The 18472-nt window shown below is 70.8% G+C and carries 17 protein-coding genes; 13 read left to right on the top strand and 4 right to left on the bottom strand.

The annotated features are described in order from the left end of the window. Positions 1–92: 92 nt before the first annotated feature. The 10 genes from U8331_RS09305 to U8331_RS09260 all read left to right on the top strand — a co-directional run bounded on the left by U8331_RS09305 (position 93) and on the right by U8331_RS09260 (position 12064). A complete protein-coding gene (locus tag U8331_RS09305) occupies positions 93–1094 on the top strand; it encodes a ligase-associated DNA damage response exonuclease (protein ID WP_481132942.1) in 1002 nt (333 codons plus the stop codon). Continuing rightward, a complete protein-coding gene (locus U8331_RS09300; protein WP_481130767.1) occupies positions 1094–2698 on the top strand; it encodes an ATP-dependent DNA ligase in 1605 nt (534 codons plus the stop codon). The genes U8331_RS09305 and U8331_RS09300 overlap by 1 nt, the downstream gene beginning before the upstream one ends. Before the next feature lie 74 nt (positions 2699–2772). Continuing rightward, positions 2773–5217, top strand: a complete 2445-nt coding sequence (locus U8331_RS09295) for a ligase-associated DNA damage response DEXH box helicase (protein ID WP_481132941.1) — start codon at positions 2773–2775, stop codon at positions 5215–5217. After that, entirely contained in the window at positions 5201–5845 is a 645-nt protein-coding gene (gene pdeM / locus U8331_RS09290; protein WP_481130766.1) for a ligase-associated DNA damage response endonuclease PdeM, read from the top strand. The genes U8331_RS09295 and pdeM overlap by 17 nt, the downstream gene beginning before the upstream one ends. 72 nt (positions 5846–5917) lie before the next feature. After that, complete coding sequence (locus U8331_RS09285) at positions 5918–6895, top strand: glutaminase (RefSeq protein ID WP_481130765.1); 978 nt, start codon at positions 5918–5920, stop codon at positions 6893–6895. Between the two features lie 1101 nt (positions 6896–7996). Continuing rightward, positions 7997–8581, top strand: a complete 585-nt coding sequence (locus tag U8331_RS09280) for a glutathione S-transferase family protein (protein WP_481130764.1) — start codon at positions 7997–7999, stop codon at positions 8579–8581. A 73-nt stretch (positions 8582–8654) separates the two neighbouring features. Next, positions 8655–9101 carry a cupin domain-containing protein gene (locus U8331_RS09275; RefSeq protein ID WP_481130763.1) on the top strand — a complete coding sequence of 149 codons (447 nt, stop codon included), beginning with the start codon at positions 8655–8657 and terminating at the stop codon, positions 9099–9101. A 122-nt stretch (positions 9102–9223) separates the two neighbouring features. Further along, a complete protein-coding gene (locus U8331_RS09270; protein WP_481130762.1) occupies positions 9224–10276 on the top strand; it encodes a DUF1615 domain-containing protein in 1053 nt (350 codons plus the stop codon). A 130-nt stretch (positions 10277–10406) separates the two neighbouring features. Next, positions 10407–11336 (top strand): drug/metabolite exporter YedA, encoded by a 930-nt coding sequence (gene yedA / locus U8331_RS09265; protein WP_481130761.1) that lies wholly within the window; start codon positions 10407–10409, stop codon positions 11334–11336. Between the two features lie 101 nt (positions 11337–11437). Beyond that, positions 11438–12064: a glutathione S-transferase family protein gene (locus tag U8331_RS09260; RefSeq protein ID WP_481130760.1), complete on the top strand. Its 627-nt coding sequence runs from the start codon at positions 11438–11440 to the stop codon at positions 12062–12064. A gap of 173 nt (positions 12065–12237) precedes the next feature. On the opposite strand, the gene U8331_RS09255 is transcribed toward U8331_RS09260, so the two are convergent. Continuing rightward, positions 12238–13287, bottom strand: a complete 1050-nt coding sequence (locus U8331_RS09255; protein ID WP_481130759.1) for an ornithine cyclodeaminase — start codon at positions 13285–13287, stop codon at positions 12238–12240. A gap of 145 nt (positions 13288–13432) precedes the next feature. Here U8331_RS09255 and U8331_RS09250 point away from each other — a divergent pair, with 145 nt between their 5' ends. Both U8331_RS09250 and U8331_RS09245 read left to right on the top strand, forming a co-directional pair. Next, the gene (locus U8331_RS09250; protein ID WP_481130758.1) at positions 13433–13852 is read left to right on the top strand and encodes an Lrp/AsnC family transcriptional regulator; all 420 of its coding nucleotides are present in this window, start codon (positions 13433–13435) and stop codon (positions 13850–13852) included. 125 nt (positions 13853–13977) lie between these two features. Next, positions 13978–15789 (top strand): YbhB/YbcL family Raf kinase inhibitor-like protein, encoded by a 1812-nt coding sequence (locus U8331_RS09245; RefSeq protein WP_481130757.1) that lies wholly within the window; start codon positions 13978–13980, stop codon positions 15787–15789. Positions 15790–15859: 70 nt separating this feature from the next. On the opposite strand, the gene U8331_RS09240 is transcribed toward U8331_RS09245, so the two are convergent. The 3 genes from U8331_RS09240 to U8331_RS09230 all read right to left on the bottom strand — a co-directional run bounded on the left by U8331_RS09240 (position 15860) and on the right by U8331_RS09230 (position 17958). Continuing rightward, complete coding sequence (locus U8331_RS09240; RefSeq protein WP_481130756.1) at positions 15860–16126, bottom strand: hypothetical protein; 267 nt, start codon at positions 16124–16126, stop codon at positions 15860–15862. 96 nt (positions 16127–16222) lie between these two features. Next, on the bottom strand, positions 16223–16738 hold the full coding sequence (locus U8331_RS09235; RefSeq protein ID WP_481130755.1) for a hypothetical protein: 516 nt from the start codon (positions 16736–16738) through the stop codon (positions 16223–16225). Then, positions 16735–17958, bottom strand: coding sequence for a PAAR domain-containing protein (locus U8331_RS09230; protein ID WP_481130754.1), 1224 nt, complete (start codon positions 17956–17958; stop codon positions 16735–16737). The genes U8331_RS09235 and U8331_RS09230 overlap by 4 nt, the downstream gene beginning before the upstream one ends. Before the next feature lie 101 nt (positions 17959–18059). Here U8331_RS09230 and U8331_RS09225 point away from each other — a divergent pair, with 101 nt between their 5' ends. Further along, the gene (locus U8331_RS09225; protein WP_481130753.1) at positions 18060–18356 is read left to right on the top strand and encodes a hypothetical protein; all 297 of its coding nucleotides are present in this window, start codon (positions 18060–18062) and stop codon (positions 18354–18356) included. Positions 18357–18472 lie beyond the last annotated feature (116 nt).

The following is an 18472-nucleotide window of genomic DNA, read 5'->3' as shown; positions in this document are numbered from 1 at the left end:
CGGGCGGGCGTGGACGCGCGGTGCTGACGTCGCGCTGACGCCCGCGCTGGTCCACTCGCTCCGACGCCGGCGCGGCGAAGTGGACGGGGTGGATTCTGGGCAGCGTTTCCGATCTGGTGGTGACGACGCCCGACGGCCTGTACTGCCCGGCCGGCGATTTCCACGTCGACCCGTGGCGGCCGGTTTCCCGCGCGGTGATCACCCACGGCCACGGCGACCACGCCCGGGTCGGCATGGGCTGCTACCACGTGGTCGACGCCGGCCTGCCGATCCTGCGGTGGCGGCTTGGCGAGCAGGACTACCGCGTGCACGCGCACGGCGAGCGGTTCCGGATCGGCGCGGCGACGCTGTCGTTCCACCCGGCCGGGCACGTGCTCGGCTCGACCCAGCTGCGCATCGAGGTCGACGGCGAGGCGTGGGTCCTGTCGGGCGACTACAAGCGCGACCCCGACCCGACCTGCCTGCCGTTCGAGGTGGTCCCGTGCGACGTGTTCGTCACCGAGGCGACGTTCGGGCTGCCGGTCTACCGCTGGCCTGCGACCGCCGACGTGGCGCGCGACATCGCGGAGTGGCGGGACGAGTGCGCGGCCAATGGCGAGGCGGCGATCCTGTACTGCTACGCGCTGGGCAAGGCGCAGCGGGTGCTCGCCGAGCTGATGGCGCATACCGACCGGCCGGCGTGGCTGCACGGCGCGATCGACGCCGGCGTGCAGGTGTACCGCGAGGTCGGCGTGCCGATGCTGGAAACGCGGCGCGTCGTCGACGAAGCGCGCGGGACCGACTTCGCCGGTGAACTCGTCATCGCGCCGCCGTCCGCGGCCGGCAGCCCGTGGGTGCGCCGCTTCAAGCGGGCGCAGCAGGGGTTCGCGTCGGGCTGGATGCGCATCCGCGGCAACCGCAGGCGGCGCAACCTGGACCGCGGCTTCGTGGTGTCCGACCACGCCGACTGGCCGGCGCTGCTGCGCACCGCGCGCGAGACCGGCGCTGGCCGCGTCATCGCCACCCACGGCGATACCGACGCGCTGGTGCGGGTGCTGCGCGAGTCCGGCATCGACGCGGGCGTGTTCCGCACCGATTACGGCGGCGACGACTGATGCGCCGCTTCGCCGCCCTGTACGAACGGCTCGACCGCAGCACCGGCACCGGTGACAAGCGCGCGGCGCTGGTCGACTACTTCCGCGACGCGCCGCCGCGCGATGCCGCGTGGGCGCTGTGGCTGCTGGCCGGCGGCAAGGTCGGCGGCGCGCGTGCGCGGATCGCCTCCAGCGGCGAGCTGCGTGCGTGGATCGCGGTCGAGAGCGGCAACCCGGACTGGCTGGTGGAGGCCAGCCACCATGCGGTCGGCGACCTGGCCGAAACGCTGGCCCTGCTGCTGGACGACCCGCGGGACCCCGGCGACGACATCGGGCTCGCGGAGTGGATCGAACGGCGGCTGGTGCCGGTCGCCAACGCCGACCCGGAGGCGCGGCGCGCGGTGGTGGTGGCGGCGTGGCGCGGCCTGTGTTTCCGCGAGCGGCTCGCGTTCAACAAGCTGCTGACCGGCGCGCTGCGGGTGGGCGTGTCGGCCGGGCTGGTGCAGAAGGCGCTGGCCGAGCTGTCGGGGCTGGACGTGGCGCTGGTCGCGCAGCGGATGCTCGGACGCTGGACGCCGTCGGCGGCGTTCATGGAAGGGCTGCTGTCGAACGAGCCGCAGGCCGGCGACGCCGAGTTGCCGTATCCGTTCTTCCTCGCCTCGCCGCTGGAATCCGACGCCGCCGCGCTCGGCGATATCGGCGACTGGCTGCTGGAATGGAAGTGGGACGGCATCCGTTTGCAGCTGATCCGCCGCGGCCCCGACATCGCGCTGTGGTCGCGCGGCGAGGAGCGGATGGACGGCCGCTTCCCCGAGATCGAGGCCGCAGCGGCGGAGCTGCCGCGCGACGCGGTGATCGACGGTGAACTGCTCGCCTGGCAGGGCGAGGACGAGGCGCCGTTGCCGTTCTCGGCCCTGCAGACGCGGATCCAGCGCCTGAAGCCGGGGCCGAAGGCATTGGCGAACGCCCCGGCGCGGGTGCTCGCCTACGACCTGCTGGAACTGGACGGACAGAACCTGCGCGAGCGCCCGCTGGCCGAGCGCCGCCGCTTGCTGGTCGACCTGCTCGACCCCGCCGCGCACCCGCTGCTGCGGGTGTCGCCGGAGGTCGTCGCACCCGACTGGGGACAGGCCGCCGGGTTGCGCGAGGAAGCCCGCGGCCGCGGTGTCGAGGGGCTGATGCTCAAGCGCCGCGACTCGCCGTACCGGCACGGCCGCAAGCGCGGCGACTGGTGGAAGTGGAAGGTCGACCCGCTGACCGTCGACGCGGTGCTGGTCTATGCGCAGTCCGGCTCGGGCCGGCGCAGCACGCTGTACACCGACTACACCTTCGCGCTGTGGGACGGCGACGCGCTGGTGCCGGTCGCCAAGGCGTACTCGGGGCTGGACGACAAGGAGATCCTGCAGCTGGACCGCTGGATCCGCGCCAACACCGTCGAGCGCTTCGGTCCGGTGCGTTCGGTGACGCCGGAGCATGTGTTCGAGCTCGGGTTCGAGGGGGTGAACCTGTCGAAGCGGCACAAGTCGGGCGTGGCGGTGCGGTTCCCGCGGATCCTGCGCTGGCGCACCGACAAGCCGGCGTCCGAAGCCGACCACGTCGATGCGTTGAAGGCACTGGCCCGGTGAGCGCGCAGGCGCCGCCCGCGGGCGGAGAGGAGCCGGGCGCGCCGCGACGGCGACGCCGCACCGCCGATGCGCCGCTGCTCGACTGGTTCGACGCGCGCGGGTGGCGGCCCGCGCCGTTCCAGCGCGAGGCGTGGCGGCGTTACCTCGCCGGCGAGTCCGGCCTGCTGGTCACGCCGACCGGCAGCGGCAAGACCCTGGCCGCGCTCGGCGGGCCGCTGCTGCAGGCGCTGAAGCTCGGCGACACCGCGGCGAAGACGCGCCGTGGCGTCGCCGCGCCGCCGCGGCTGCGCCTGCTGTGGATCACCCCGCTGCGCGCGCTGGCCGCCGACACCGCGCGCGCGATGCAGGAACCGATCGCCGCGCTCGGCGTGCCGTGGACGGTCGCCATGCGCACCGGTGATGCCAGCGCGCGCGACCGCCGCCTCGCGCGCAAGGGGTTGTCCGACGTGCTGGTCACCACGCCGGAGTCGTTCGCGCTGATGCTGTCGTACCCCGATGCCGCGCAGCTGCTGGGCGGCGTGCGCGGGGTGGTGGTCGACGAGTGGCACGAGCTGCTCGGCAACAAGCGCGGCGTGCTGTTGCAGTTGTGCCTGGCGCGCCTGCGCGCAATCGCCCCGGCCGCGCCGGTGTGGGGGCTGTCGGCCACGCTCGGCAATCTGGAAGAAGCGCGCGACGTGCTGCTGCCGCACGCGCCCGGCGCGGCGATCGTCGCTGCGCCACGCCGGCGCCGGATGACGGTCGAAACGCTGCTGCCCGGCGAAGGCGAGCGCTTTCCGTGGGCCGGTCATCTCGGCCTGTCACAGCTGCAACGCGTCGCGGCGGTGCTGCAACGGGCGCGTTCGAGCCTGCTGTTCACCAACACCCGCTCGCAGGCCGAGCTGTGGCACCGCGCGCTGCAGTCGGTGTGGCTGGACGACCCGGCCACGCTGGCGCTGCACCACGGCTCGCTCGATGCCTCGCTGCGTGCCGCCGCCGAAGCCGGCCTGCGCAACGGCAGCGTGCGCTGCGTGGTCGCCACGTCGAGCCTCGACCTCGGCGTCGACTTCCCCGCGGTCGACCAGGTGCTTCAGGTCGGCAGCCCGAAGGGCATGGCGCGGCTGCTGCAGCGCGGTGGCCGCGCGCGGCACCGGCCGGGCGAGGCCGGCCACGTGGTCTGTGTGCCGACCCACGCGCTTGAGTTGGCCGAGTACGCCGCGGCGCGCACCGCGCTGTCGCACGGCCGCATCGAGGCTCGGCCACCGCCGCGGCTGTCGCTGGACGTGCTGGCCCAGCACTGCGTGACGCTCGCGCTCGGTGGTGGATTCACGCCGGACCGGTTGCTGGCCGAGGTGCGCGGCACCCACGCCTACGCCGGTCTCTCCGACACCGCGTGGCAGGCGGTGCTCGACTTCATCGTCCGCGGCGGCAGCGCGCTGGAGCACTACCCCGACTACCGCCGCGTGGTCCGCGACGACGACGGCGGCTACCGCGTCCACGACCGCCGCATCGCGTTCCGGCACCGGCTGTCGATCGGCACCATCACCAGCGACGGCAGCGTGCAGGTGCGTTTCGCCAAGGGCGGCTATCTCGGCGCGGTCGAGGAGGCCTTCATTGGCCGGCTCAAGCCGCGCGACCGCTTCCAGTTCGCCGGCCGCACGCTGGAGCTGGTGCAGCTGCGCGACATGACCGCCTATGTGCGCATCGCCAAACGCGCCGACGGCCGGGTGCCGCGCTGGCAGGGCGGCCGCATGCCGCTGTCGAGCGAACTGGCGGAGGAGGTCGAGGCGATCCTCGCCGCGCCGCCGGACAGCCCCGAGATGCGCGCGCTGTCGCCGCTGCTCGACCTGCAGGAGCGCCTGAGCGGGCTGCCGACGCCGCGCACCCTGCTGGTCGAGGCGGTGAAGACGCGGCAGGGCTGGCACGCGTTCGTGTTCCCGTTCGCCGGTCGCGCCGTGCACGAGGGACTGGCCGCGCTGATGGCGCTGCGCTGGGGCCGCGAGGCGCCCAACACCTTCGGCTGGGCGGTCAACGACTACGGGCTAGTGCTGACCGCACAAGCGCAGGCCTGGCCGGATCCGCCGCTGCTGCAGCGGCTGCTGTCACCCGACGGGCTGATGGACGACCTGCGACAGAGCCTCAACCTGGCCGAACTGGCACGCCGGCAGTTCCGCGAGATCGCCCGCGTCGCCGGCCTGTTGCCGCCGTCACTACCGGGGAAGGCCGCGCGTTCGCTGCGGCAGCTGCAGGCGTCGAGCAGCCTGCTGTTCGACGTGCTGCGCCAGCACGACCCCGGCCACGTGCTGCTGGCGCAGGCCGAGCGCGAGGTGCTCGACGCGCAACTGGAGGTGCGACGGCTGCGCGAAGCACTGCAACGTTGCCGCGACCGCGTACTGGCCCTGCACCGGCCGCGCAGCCTGACGCCGCTGGCGTTCCCGCTGTGGGCCGAGGCGATCCGCGGCCAGCTCAGCACCGAGGACTGGCGCACCCGCGTCGCGCGCGCTGCGGAACAACTGGAGCAGCGCCATGCCGGACGCGCTTGAGCTGGTGCTTGCCGGCGAACGAGTGCACGCGCTGGCCGACCGCGCGCTGTACTGGCCGGCGCGGCGGCGGCTGCTGATCGCCGACCTGCACCTGGGCAAGGGCGACATCCTGCGCGCAGCCGGCATCGCGGTGCCCAGCGGCGGTACCCGGCACGACCTGTCGCGGCTTGACGGTCTCCTGCAACGCACCCGCGCCCGCGAGCTGTGGATCCTCGGCGACTTCCTGCACGGCGCGCGTCATCCGGGCGTCGAACAGGCATGGCGGGACTTGCTCGCCGCGCACCCGGCGCTCCCGGTCGCGGTGGTCGCCGGCAACCACGACCGCGCGCTGCGGGCGGACGCGCTGCAGGTCGAGCTGCTGCCCGGCGAGGTGCGCGACGGCCCGTTCCGGTTCCGCCACCATCCGCTGGACGGCGCGTCGATCGCCGACGGCCACGTGCTGTGCGGCCACGTGCATCCCGTGGTCGGGCTGCCGGGGCTGCCGGGGCGCTTTCCGGCGTTCCTGCTGGAGCCGGCGCAGATGGTGTTGCCGGCGTTCTCCGCGTTCACCGGCGGCTGCCGGGTGGACGAGCCGGAGCGGCAATGGATCGCCTGTGCGAAGGGCGAGCTGGTCGCGCACCTGCGGTGACGCCGCGCGACGGAGGGTTACGCCGGCGCCGGCACCTTCGTAGAGTGGGGGGCCGCCGACCAGGAACCCCTCATGCAGCAACGCGACCGGCGCGAACCGCGCGAGCCCATCCAGATCCAGTTCGACATCGGCGCGCTCGACCTGCCCGACATCCTCGGCACGATCGACCAGGAAGTCCGCGCGCGCTTCGGCGAAGGCGAGGTCGCCGACTACATCGACGCGCTCGCCAACGTGCCGCGGGACCGCTTCGGCATGGCGCTGGTCACCCGTGACAACGAGGTGCACGAGGTCGGCGAGTCGCGCGAGGCGTTCTCGATCCAGAGCATCTCCAAGGTCCACACCCTGACAATGGCGCTCGATGCCGTCGGTGACGCGCTGTGGGAGCGGGTGGACCGCGAACCCTCCGGCGACCCGTTCAACTCGCTGATCCAGCTGGAGTACGAGAAGGGCATCCCGCGCAACCCGTTCATGAACGCCGGCGCGCTGGTGGTGGCCGACGTGATCCTGTCGAACTACGAAAAGCCCGAGCAGGCGCTGGTGGAGTTCATGCGGGCGCGGTCCGGCGCCGTCGACGTGGGCGCGGATGACGTGGTCGCGAAGTCCGAGCGTGAAAGCGGCTACCGCAACATCGCCACCGCCAACTTCATCCGCAGCTACGGCAACATTGTCAACGACGTCGACGCCGTGCTCGACTTCTACTTCATGCAGTGCTCGCTGCGCATGAACTGCGTGGACCTCGCGCGCAGCGTGCAATACCTCGCCCGCGGTGGCTTCTGCGGCATTTCCGGCCAGCGCGTGGTCGACTGGCAACTGGCGACCCGGATCAACTCGCTGATGATGACCGCCGGCACCTACGACGCCGCCGGCGACTTCGCGTTCTACGTCGGCCTGCCGGCCAAGAGCGGCGTCGGCGGCGGCATCGTCGCCGTGGTCCCGCACGTAATGAGCCTGTGCGTCTGGTACCCGGGGCTGGACGACAAAGGCAACTCGGCGCTGGGCAAGTACGCGCTGCATCGTTTCGCCCAGATGACCGGGCTGTCGGTGTTCTGAGTAGGGGTCACTCCGCGGCGGCCAGCGCGGCGCACTTCGTCGATGACCCACGGGGCGTGGCGTGAGCAGAAGAACCCGGCCCAGTCCTCCAGCGGCTCCTCGCCGGGATGCCGCAGGGCGAGATCGATGTGCGGCGAGCGCAGGAACCGGCGGATGCGGGCGCGGCCTTCCGCCTCGGGCCACTCGGACCAGCCGCAGAACCTCTGGACGACGCCGAACTGCAGCGGCACGCCGCGCTGGCGCAGCAGCCCGGGCACCGGCTGGCGCGCATCGAAGCGGCCGCTGTCGAGCAGCATCATCAGTAACTCGAGGTCGGCGCCGTTGTTGTGGTTGATCGCGGCGAGGATCGCGGCGGGGGTGACGTCCACCCGCGGGTCCGCGAGCAGCACGCCGGTTTCGGTCAGGTCGCGGCGGCCCGCGTGGTACGCCAGCGGATCGCCCAGGTTGGCGTCGATGCCGGGCCGCGTGAGCAGCCATTGCAGGGCGCGTGGCCCGGCGAAGTGCAGCACCGTGCGGCCGGACGCGTCGGCGCGGTTCCAGTCGATGTCCTGCATCGACTCGAGCCGGGCCATGTCGTCGTAGCGGGCGGCGCGCACGGTCTGGGCGAACTCTTCCGCGTTCGTGGCGTCGACGCCGCCGGTGTCCGCGACCGGCGTGGAAGACGAGGCGCCGGCGGACGTGGCGCACAGCAGCCCCAGGAGAAGCGCTGCGAGCGTTGTGCCGCGGCGGCGACAGCGGTGAGGGACGTGGTGCATGGTCATGGATGCATTGCCTGCCGAGGCTCCGGGGCGGGGAGTCTAACCAGCGCCGGCGGACCGGGCTCTCCCGTCGGCGCGCCTGCGGGAGCTCCGTCGCGAGTCAAGCCGCGGTGGCGGCCGCCGGATCGGCAGGGACGGGGGCACGTGCGGTGCCTGCTGCCAGCCGCTCGACCAGCGCGTCGACCTGCGTTTCCGCTGCGGCGATGGACGCCTGCAGCCGCTCGTCGCGGAACTCGTCGTACTCGATGGCGATGCTCTCGGATGGACGCCGCGCTCCATCCGTGCCCTGTCAACCCGGCAGGCGGCGGGTAAGCTCGCCGAACCCGCCGCTGGAGCCGGCCCAATGCAGCTGATCTACACCCCTCGTTCCCATTTCGCCCGCAAGGTCCGGATCCTCATGGCCGGCCTCGGGCTGGAAGCCGGACTGGTCGACGCCGGCAATGTCGTGGAGAGCGACCCGGTGCCCTACGGACCCAACCCGCTGATGAAGGTCCCGACGCTGGTGGACGGCGACCGCACCGTATTCGAGTCCGACCACATCGCGGCCTACCTCGTCCGTCGCCACGACCCCGACGATCGCTTCGGCGTGCTGACCGGTGACCCCGACGTACTCAACGCGCGTACGGTGATGAACGGCGCCATGGCGTTGGAGGTCGAGCTGATCCTCGCCGAGCGCAGCGGGCTGGGCACGTCCCATGCGCGATTCGGCAAGATGCGGATCGCGCTGGTGCAAGCGCTGCAGTGGCTGAATGCAAATGCCCGTGTGTTCGGAGAGGAGCCGAACTACCTTGGATTCCACCTGGTCGCGATGTGGGACCACATGGAGGCGTTCGGACCGGTGGCCCTGGATGATTACCCCCGATTGCGCGGGCGGGCGACCGCCTACTCGGCGTGGCCGTTCGTGGCGACCTCGCGCCCGCCGCGCTGAGGTCCGGGGCGAACGATCGAGTCGCGACGCGCGGGCCTGCTGCACTATGGGGCACCTTCCGGCTGGATCGCCCATGCCCAAGCTCGACCTCAGCGCCATCGCCGCGACCAATGCCACCGGCTATCCGGCGCCGTATTCACACGTGGTGGCGGGTCGCTGGTACCGGCGCCTCGCCCCCGCATCGGGACTGAGCGACTTCGGCGCCAGCCACGTGACCCTGCAGCCGGGCGCCTGGTCGTCGCAACGGCACTGGCACGAAGACGAGGACGAACTGGTGGTGATGCTCGCCGGCGAGGCGGTGCTCGTCGACGACTCGGGCGAGACGCCGCTCCGGGCCGGCGACGTCGCGGTGTTCCCCAAGGGCGACGGCAACGGCCACTGCCTGCGCAACGACAGCGACGCCGATTGCGTGTTCCTCGCCGTAGGCCAGCCGACCACGCGCGTCTGCCACTACCCCGACATCGACATGCACCTGCCCGAAGGCGGCGGATTCCATCACAAAGACGGACGGCACTACTGATGCCGATGCTGGAGTCGATCCTGGGCGCCGTCGTCCGGCGGCATGCGGACACGGGCAGCGAAGTGACAGCCGCAAGCGTCCCGGCCGGGCGTGCCGGCCTCCGCGCGGGCGTCCTGGCGGGCATGCTGTTCGTGCTTGCCGGTTGCTTGACCGCGCCGCGGACCGCGGGCCCGGCGCCCGATGCGGTACAGGCGGAGATCGTCCGCCGGATGCCCGTCGACGTCGAGGACCGGGCCGGCTGGGCCGCGGACATCCAGGCCGCGTTCGCCGCACAGGGGATCGACCCGATGCCGGAGAACATCTGCGCGACGCTCGCGGTGATCGAGCAGGAATCCGGCTACAAGGCCGACCCGCCGGTGGCCAACCTGCCGGCGATCGCGCGCGGCGAGATCGAACGGCGGGCCGCTTCGATGCATGTGCCCGGCTTCGTGGTGGATGCGGCGCTGAAGCTGCGTTCCACCGATGGCCGCAGCTACGCCGAGCGCCTGCGCGGGGTGCGCACCGAGCGCGAGTTGAGTGACATCTACGAGGACCTGACCGGCCGCGTGCCACTGGGCGACCGGCTGTTCGACGGTTACAACCCGGTGCAGACGGGCGGGCCGATGCAGGTGTCGATCCCGTTCGCCGAGTCGCATGCCGGCGGCTATCCGTACGACGTCGACGGCAGCATCCGCGACGAGGTGTTCACCCGCCGCGGTGGCCTGCATTTCGGCATCGCCCACCTGCTGGGCTACACCACGCCGTACACGCGCAAGGTGCATCGCTTCGCCGACTTCAATGCCGGCTGGTACGCGAGCCGCAACGCCGCGTTCCAGAACGCGGTGGCGCTGGCGACCGGGCGCACGCTCGCACTGGATGGCGACCTGCTGCGGCCCGGTGCGCCGCTGGACCGGCCCGGCGAAACCGAGCAGGCGGTGCGGTCGCTCGGCAATCGCATCGGCCTGGACGACCGCGCCATCCGCGACGCGCTGGAGCGCGGCGACCGCCTCGACTTCAACGACACGGCCCTGTTCGCCCGCGTGTTCGAACTGGCCGAGACGCGCGCCGGCAAGCCGCTGCCGCGGGCGATGATCCCCGGCATCACCCTGGAGAGCCCGAAGATCACCCGCGAGCTGACGACGGCGTGGTTCGCGACCCGGGTGGACGCGCGCTACCGGGACTGCATGGCGCGCTGAGCGGCGGTTCCACAGAGGCCGGGCGATCGCGGCGGACCGGGCAGCGTCCGGGACACAGTGCGCCACGATCGGCACTCGTCGCGATCGCAGCGCCGCCGGATAATGGCGCCCCCTGCCCAAGGCCCTCCCCATGTCCGATGGCTGCACCCCCGCCGCCGCGGCGACTGTCGCGTCGCCCTCCGCCGGCCACTCGCTGGAGCCGCGGGTATTGATTCCGCTCGCCCTGCTCACGCTCTACGTCGTCTGGGGCTCCACGTACCTCGGCATCCTGTACGCGCTGAAGAGCTACCCGCCGTTCCTGCTGGCCGGCGTGAGGTTCCTCGGTGCCGGTGTGGCGATGTACGCCTTCCTGCGCTGGCGCGGGCATGCCGCGCCGAGCCGCCGGCAATGGCGCAACGCCGCCATCACCGGCGTGCTGCTGCTGGGGTTCGGCAACGGCCTGGTGTGCTTTGCCGAGGAGCGGGTGAGCTCGGGCATCGCCGCGGTGGCGGTGTCGAGCATGCCGCTGTTCGCCGCCGCCTTTTCGGGCATGTACGGCCAATGGCCGACCCGCCGGGAGACGGTCGGCCTGCTGGTGGGCTTTGCCGGCGTGGTGGTGCTCAACCTCGGCAGCGGCCTGTCGGGCGAGCGGCTCGGTGCCATCGCGCTGTTGACCGCGGCGATGTGCTGGGCGTTCGGGTCGGTCTGGAGCCGGCGCCAGGACATGCCGTCGGGGCCGATGAACACCGCCGCGCAGATGCTGTGCGCCAGCGTCGCGCTGCTGGCGGTCGGCTTCGGCACCGGCGAACGGCTGCCGGCGGACCCGACCTGGCGCGCCACCGCGGCGCTGGTCTATCTGGCGGTATTCGGCTCCATCCTCGCCTTCAGCGCCTACCTGTACGTGCTCAAGCACGCGCGGCCGGCGGTCGCGACCAGCTACGCCTACGTCAACCCGCCGGTGGCCGTGCTGTTCGGCGTGCTGCTGGTCGGCGAGACCGTCGGGCCGTACGACCTGGCGGGCATGGCGATCATCCTCGCCGGGGTCGCGGTGATCACGCTGGCGCGGCAGCGACGCACCTGACAACGACACGCGCGGGGGCGCAGGCCAATGAGGGCGGAAGGTGTCCGCATTGGCCGGCAGACTGCCGCCATCGACGTTCATCCACCACAAGGAGCACCACCATGGCCGAAGCACCCGCACTGACCCTGTACCACAACCCGCAGTCGCGATCCGCCGGCGTGCGGGTGATGCTCGAAGAGCTCGGCGTCGACTACCGAATCGAGCTGGTGAACCTGCAGGCCGGCGAGCAGCGCCGCCCTGAATTCCTCGCGCTCAATCCGCTCGGCAAGCTGCCGACGCTGGTGGACGGCGACACCGTGGTGACCGAGCAGGTGGCGATCTACCTGCACCTGGCCGACCGCTTCCCCGAGGCGGGGCTGGCCCCGGCCATCGGCGATCCGGCGCGCGGCGAGTACCTGCGCTGGATGGTCTATTACGCCTCGTGCTTCGAGCCTGCCGTGGTCGACCGTTCGCTCAAGCGCGAAGGGGCCGAGCCGATGGTGTCGCCGTACCGCGACTTCGACAGCATGCTGGCCGCGCTGGAAGGCCAGCTCGCCAAGGGGCCGTGGGTGCTGGGCGAGCGTTTCAGCGCCGCCGACGTGCTCTGGGGCACCGCACTCAACTGGACCACGCAGTTCGGCCTGGTACCGAAGAGCGCGGTGATCGAGCGCTACATCGAACGCGCCAAGGCGCGTCCCGCGTTCCAGCGCGCCGCGGACAAAGACGCGGCGTTGCTGGCGACGGCGTAGGCCAACCTGCCACGCGGCAATGCAACGGCCGCGACGCCCCCGCTGCCCATGGGCCGTTCAAACCGGAACCCCGGGCTGGTGCAGGAGCGGCTTCAGCCGCGATCGGATCTCCACAAACCAGACGCCCGCCGCGTTCCCGCGGCGGGCGTCTGCATCGCATCGACTGACAGCGCTTACGCCGCCTGCTGGCGCGCCTTCGTGCCCATCAGGTGCCCGAACAGGTCCTTCGGGTCGGCCATCACCGGCACGAGGTCGGTCCGGCTGCCGAGCTTGAGCTCGCTGGCCAGGTCGCGCACCAGCCGCAGCGCCGAGTAGTCCTCCAGCGCGAAGCCGACCGAGTCGAAGATCGTCACTTCGTCGGCGGCGGTGCGGCCCTCGGCCTCGCCGGCGACCACGCGCCAGAACTCGGTGACCCGGAAGTCCTCCGCCATGTGCTGCAGCTCGCCCTCGATCCGGCTCTGCGGCTCGAACTCGACGTAGGTCTTCGTGTTGGCCGTGGTCAGGATCGCCGGGTCCAGCTCGGTCTTGCCCGGGCAGTCGCCGCCGACGGCGTTGATGTGCATGCCCGGCTCGACCATGTCGGCGCTGAGGATGGTCGCGTTCTTCTTGTCGGCGGTGACGGTGGTGACGATGTCGGCGCCGCGCACGGCCTCGCGGGTGTCGGCGGCGCGGACCACGCGCAGCTTCGGCGCGGCCTCGGCGAGGTTGGCGGCGAGCTTGTCGGTGGCGGCGGCGTCGACGTCGTACAGCCGCACTTCCTCGATGCCGAGCATCTGGTGGAAGGCCAGCGCCTGGAACTCGCTCTGCGCGCCGTTGCCGATCAGCGCCATCACCCTGGCGTCCTTACGCGCGAGCTTCTTCGCGGCCATGATCGAGGTCGCCGCGGTGCGGATCGCGGTGGTCATGGTCAGCTCGCTGAGCACGGTCGGCATGCCGGTCTCGACGTCGGCCAGGGCGCCGAACGCCATTACCGTAGAGAGGCCGTGCCGGTAGTTGGTCGGGTGGCCGTTGACGAACTTGAAGGCGTACTCCTTGTCGTCGGCGACCGGCATCAGCTCGATCACGCCGACGTCGGAGTGCGCGGCGGTGCGGGCGGTCTTGTCGAAGTCGTTCCAGCGGGCGAAGTCGGCCTCGAGGTAGTCCACCAGGCGCGAGAACATCTGCGGCAGGCCGTGGGTGGCGACGATCCTGGCGACGTCGTGGGTGGTCAGCAGGGTGGTCATGCAGGCTCCTTTCGATGCGTCGGCGCCAGCGGGCGCCGGGGACACGACCATTGTCCGGACCTGCGCGTCAGCGCGAAACGGCAGGAGTGCGGCGGATCCGCCAGAAAGCTGGCAAAGTGGCAGCGCCAACTGACGGATTGAACGGATGGATGACCTCGACCACCGCCTGATCGCCGCGCTCCGCCACGATGCGCGCGCCCCGGTCGCCAGCCTCGCGCAGGCGCTCGGCGTCTCGCGCGGCACCGTCACCAACCGCATGGCGCGGCTGGAGCGCGACGGCGTCATCACCGGCTATACCGTGCGCCTGCGTCCCGACGCCGCGCCCGACGAGATCCGCGCCTGGACCAGCCTCGCGGTGAAGGGCAACCAGCACTCGGTGATCCGCGCGCTGCTGGGCGAGCCCGGCGTCGCCGAGCTGCACGACACCAACGGCCGCTGGGACCTCGTCGCCGAACTGCGCGTGGCCGACCTCGCCGAACTGTCGAAGGTGCTTGAGCGCATCCGCGGCATTCCCGGCATCAGCAACAGCGAGACCAGCGTCCACCTGCAGACGCTGCGGGGTTAGCCGCAAGGATTGCGAGCGTGCAGTGCTCGTGCGGGAGTAGGGCCGGCCGCGATCGGGTGTAAGCGTGTTCGCACCATGTCCACGCCGCGCCCGGCACGCTCGGCCACCCGCCCGAAGGTTGCGCCATGGCCCGTATCCCCCGTCGCACCGCGCTTGCCGGTGCCCTCGCGTGCCTTGCCGCGTACGCCGCGCCCGCCCTTGCTCAGCAGAACGACGGCACCAATACCGCCGCCCGCAACACCGTCTTCCAGCCGGCCCCGCTCGAGGCCACGCCCGAACGGCTGGCTTCCGTCGAGCTGCCGGACGGCTTTGCGATCGCACCCTTCGCCACCGGCCTGAAGAATCCGCGCATCCTCGCGGTCGACCCCGCCGGGCACGTCTACGTGTCGCGTCGCGAACAGGGCGACGTGCTGCTGCTGCGCGACGCCGACAAGGACGGCCGCGCCGACGGCGAGCCGGTGCAGGTGCTGCACCGGCCGGCCGCGCACGGGCTGACGGTGCACGACGGCCATCTCTACGTCGCCACGGTGAAGGAGATCCTGCGCGCGCCGATCAGGCCCGACGGCACGCTTGGCGAGGCGGAACTACTGGTCGACGACCTGCCCGACGGCGGCCAGCACCCCAACCGCACCCTCGCGTTCGGCCCCAACGGCAAGCTCTACGTCAGCATCGGCTCGACCTGCAACGCCTGTAACGAGAGCAACCCCGAGCACGCGAGCCTGCTGCGGTTCGAGCCCGACGGTTCCTCGCGCAGCATCTTCGCCAAGGGCCTGCGCAACACCATCGGCTTCGGCTGGCAGCCCGAAACCGGCGAGCTGTGGGGCATGGACCACAACATCGACAGCCTCGGCGACGACCGGCACGCCGAAGAGCTCAACCGGATCGCGATGGGCAAGCAGTACGGCTGGCCGCACGTGTTCGCCAAGGGCGACCTGCACCCGCAGACCAGCCCGCCCGGCGGCATCACCCACGAGCGGTGGCGCGACATGAGCGAGCCGATGGTGCTCGGCTACGACGCCCATGCCGCGCCGATGCAGATGGCCTTCTACCAGGGCGCGGCGTTCCCGGCCGAGTACCGCGGCGACGCCTTCGTCGCCATGCGTGGTTCTTGGAACCGCAAGCCCGCGTCGGGCTACGAGGTGGTGCGCATCCGTTTCGACGACGGCCGGCCACAGGCGATCGAGCCGTTCGCGACCGGCTTCCTGCTCGACGACGGCGAGCATCACATCGCCCGGCCCGTCGGCCTGACGGTGATGCCCGACGGCGCCCTGCTGGTCAGCGATGACAGCAATGGCGCGATCTACCGCATCGCCTACGCAGGCGGGCAGGGTGCGGCCAGCGCGGCCGCGCCGAAAACCCCGCCGGCCGGGCCGATGCAGCAGCAGGCCAGCAAGGGCCACGGCGTACCCTTGGCGTTCGATCGTCCGGAAGCCGAGGCCAGCACCGGGGCCGCCCTCGAGCTGCGGTCGGATGCGTTCGGCGACAACCAGCCCATTCCCCGCCGCCACAGCGACTACGGCGAGGGCATCTCCCCGCCGCTGGCGTGGCAGGCGGTCGAGGGCGCGCGCTCGTACGCACTGATCATGGAAGACCCCGACGTCGCCAAGCCCAAGCCGTTCGTGCACTGGGTCGCATGGAACATTCCCGCCAACCTCACCGCGCTGCCGGAAGGCCTGCACACGCTGCCGCGCCTGACCGAGCCCGAGGACCTGCGACAGGGCAGCAACAGCCGCGGCTCCACCGGCTACTTCGGGCCCAAGCCGCCGCCGGGCACCGGCACCCACCACTACCACTTCCAGCTGTTCGCCCTCGACGCCACGCTCGACGTCGACCCTGGCGCCGACCGCGACACCCTGCTTGAAGCGATGAAGGGCCACGTGCTGGGCAAGGCGAAGGTGGTGGGGACCTTTGCGGCGCCGGCGGACGCGGGGCGCTGAGCACCTGGACCGTGTCGTTCTCCACATGAGCAAGAGCGACATGTAAACGCCGGCAGCGTGACGCGAGTGCTTATTCCAGGATCGCGGAAGCGAGCCCGATGCCGAGCATCACCAGAGCGGGCGACCCGACGGCGACCACTTCCAGCCGTCGCGACAGCGGATGCGGCGCCATCAATTGCAGGTAGCCCACGGCCCCGACGATCACCGAGAGCAGCGACAACACGAAGCACACCATGAAGGAGAGAAGTATCGCGCCGAGCAGCGGCATCCCGCAGAACTCGGCGCCCCGGGACGGATCCGGATGCAGGAACTCGGTACGCGCCCAGACGAAGAACACGGCAGGAACGAGAACCGACAGCGCGCCAAGAGTCAGCGAAGCGGCACGCCATCGGCCGCGCCCTCTGGAATCAGAGATTGTGGAAGACACAGAGAATCACTCGGCGCACGCGTCCCATTGCGGACGACCCACGCCCCAAGGCACCGGCACAATCGATATCGCACCCGAAACGTGCTGCTTCAAACAGAAGTTTTCCCGGTAGAGCCGAGTGGCCCAGCCGTCGCCACGCGGCTCATCCTCGGGCTCGGCTCCCATGACGGAAAGTGCGTAGTGCGCTCCCGGGACGGGCGTTTCCCGAAGCACCTCAATCACGCCTTCGCCATGTGGCGCGCCGGGGCGCAAACATTCCCCGGGGGCGAGAACGAAAGGTTCGGATGCACCGGTGAAGTCGAGTTCCCAGACCGCTTCCGCCCGGTCACCCGAAAGCCGGCTCAGCGTCAGGCCCGCAAGCCTCGTTGTGTGCGGCCGGGTACCGCTGTCGCTCGCGACGGATACGCATATCTGTTCGTCGACCATGGCGACGGTGGCGCGCTGGTACAGATCGGCCGGCTGGGTGCATCCACCCGCGATGGGCAACATCAGCCCCGTCAGGAGCGTTGTAGTGCGCTTCATTCGGTCACCTGCGGAAGGTTGCCTGTGTCGTGTGGATTGCCGAGGAACTCCGACAAGGTGTGCTCGTACATCGGCAGCACGTCGAAGGTACTGAACATGTACTGCGTTTCGTAAAGGGCACGTCTGTCGCCGTGCACCTTCAACGTGTAGTAGTCGGCAATGATGTTGCCTTGGGCTTCCATGTTGTAGTCGCTGAACTTTCGCCCCATGCCCAGCGTGTAGGAGTAACTCATGGAGGGACGGAAAACCCGGATCCGCTTGATCGGATAGCCGAGCTGGTACTGCCAGACATGCGTGAGTTCATGTATCAACAACCGTTGCTCGGTTGGTCCGAGTAGAGAGAAGTCCGGTTTGAACAGGTCTTCGGGCAAGTAGATCTCCCCGTTCGGTGCAGTCGCCGTGTCGTCCCGCTGAAAGCCGAAGAACGCCCAATACCCGTGGTTGTGGAGCCTGACTGATCGATAGTCGATCGCTTCACCAAAAACCTGGCGGGCCATCACGATCTCTCCGCTGGTCAGGCTCCGGTCCTCAGCCTTGTTGACACCGGCCTGATGGACCGACGTCCCTACCTGGTTGCCGTTGGTCGCGACACCGCCCAAGGTGACCTGTACCGACTGCGACGGAAGCCCCGTAGCGCTGCAGCAACCGGCCGCTTGCGCCGGGGCCTGCAACTCTGCCCGGGCAATGCCGAGCGGCGCAGGGGTCGTTACGCGCCCGGTCCGGCCGTCGTCATCGGTTACCCCGTCGACACTGCTCCCATCTTCCAGATGCAGCACATAGCCGATGTTCGATAGCGCCACACCAGTTGGGCCCACGAACCGGATCTGCTCGTCAAAGACCGCCTCGTCGCCTGCAGCCGCCGCCGCAGTCGGAGCGAGAGCCGCGGCTGCGGCCGCGAGTGCACCGGTCCCGGCTGCGGCGCCTTCTGCTGCCGAACCCGAAACCGATCTGGCGCCACCGGCGCCACCCCCCGCATCCACGAAAACCCGCATCTGCTTCACCGCCAGCACCATGCAACCGCAGGCCAGCGAACTGCCATGCAGGGCCACCGCCTCGCCATCGATGACGGTGGTCGGGTCGCCATCGACGATCGGAAACGTCCCCTTGTGCTTCGGGCACGTCGCCTTGTCGTTGACCCGGGCGACGGGCTTGCCGTCGATATCGGTGAAGGGTGAGCCGCTGATCACCTGGCCGCCGCTCGACGTAGCGTCGCCCAGCACAATCCACATCCTTGTCATGTTTTCTCCTTGTCTTGGCGCAGACGTGGCGAGTTTAGCCCGCGCCCGTCTCACTCCACGCAATGCCCTGACGTATCCTGCTGATGGTGCTGGAGCAAAACCCCGACATCGTCCCTGCCGCGCTGCGGCTGGAGGAGGCGCAGGCCGACCTGCGCGCGGTCGACGCGTTGCGCCCGGTGTTGGCGCGCCTGCAGCGGCTGGCCGAGCGGGTGTCCGATTCGGAGATGGCGCTGGGCAGCGACGCGATGAGCACCGCGCTGGAGGGCTACGCCCTGCTCAAGGTCACCGGCCGCAACCGGGGGGTGGAGGCGCTGAGCGCGGCGCTGTCGCAGCGCTTCGCCCGCTCGGCCCCGGCCCGCGAACCCGCACCGGCGGAGTAATTCGCCCGTACGCGCAGCTGATAACCCCGCGCCCACAGAGAAAAGCCCCGGCAACGGGGCTTTTTTCTTGCCCGGTGGAGCGCAAGGCCCGGACCGCCGACCTTTCTGCTCCGCCA

The sequence above is a fragment of the Lysobacter sp. CC-YZS074 genome (assembly GCF_056739745.1).
The sequence above is the reverse complement of the archived record's forward strand: the minus strand, read 5'-3'. Positions and strand labels throughout refer to the sequence as shown.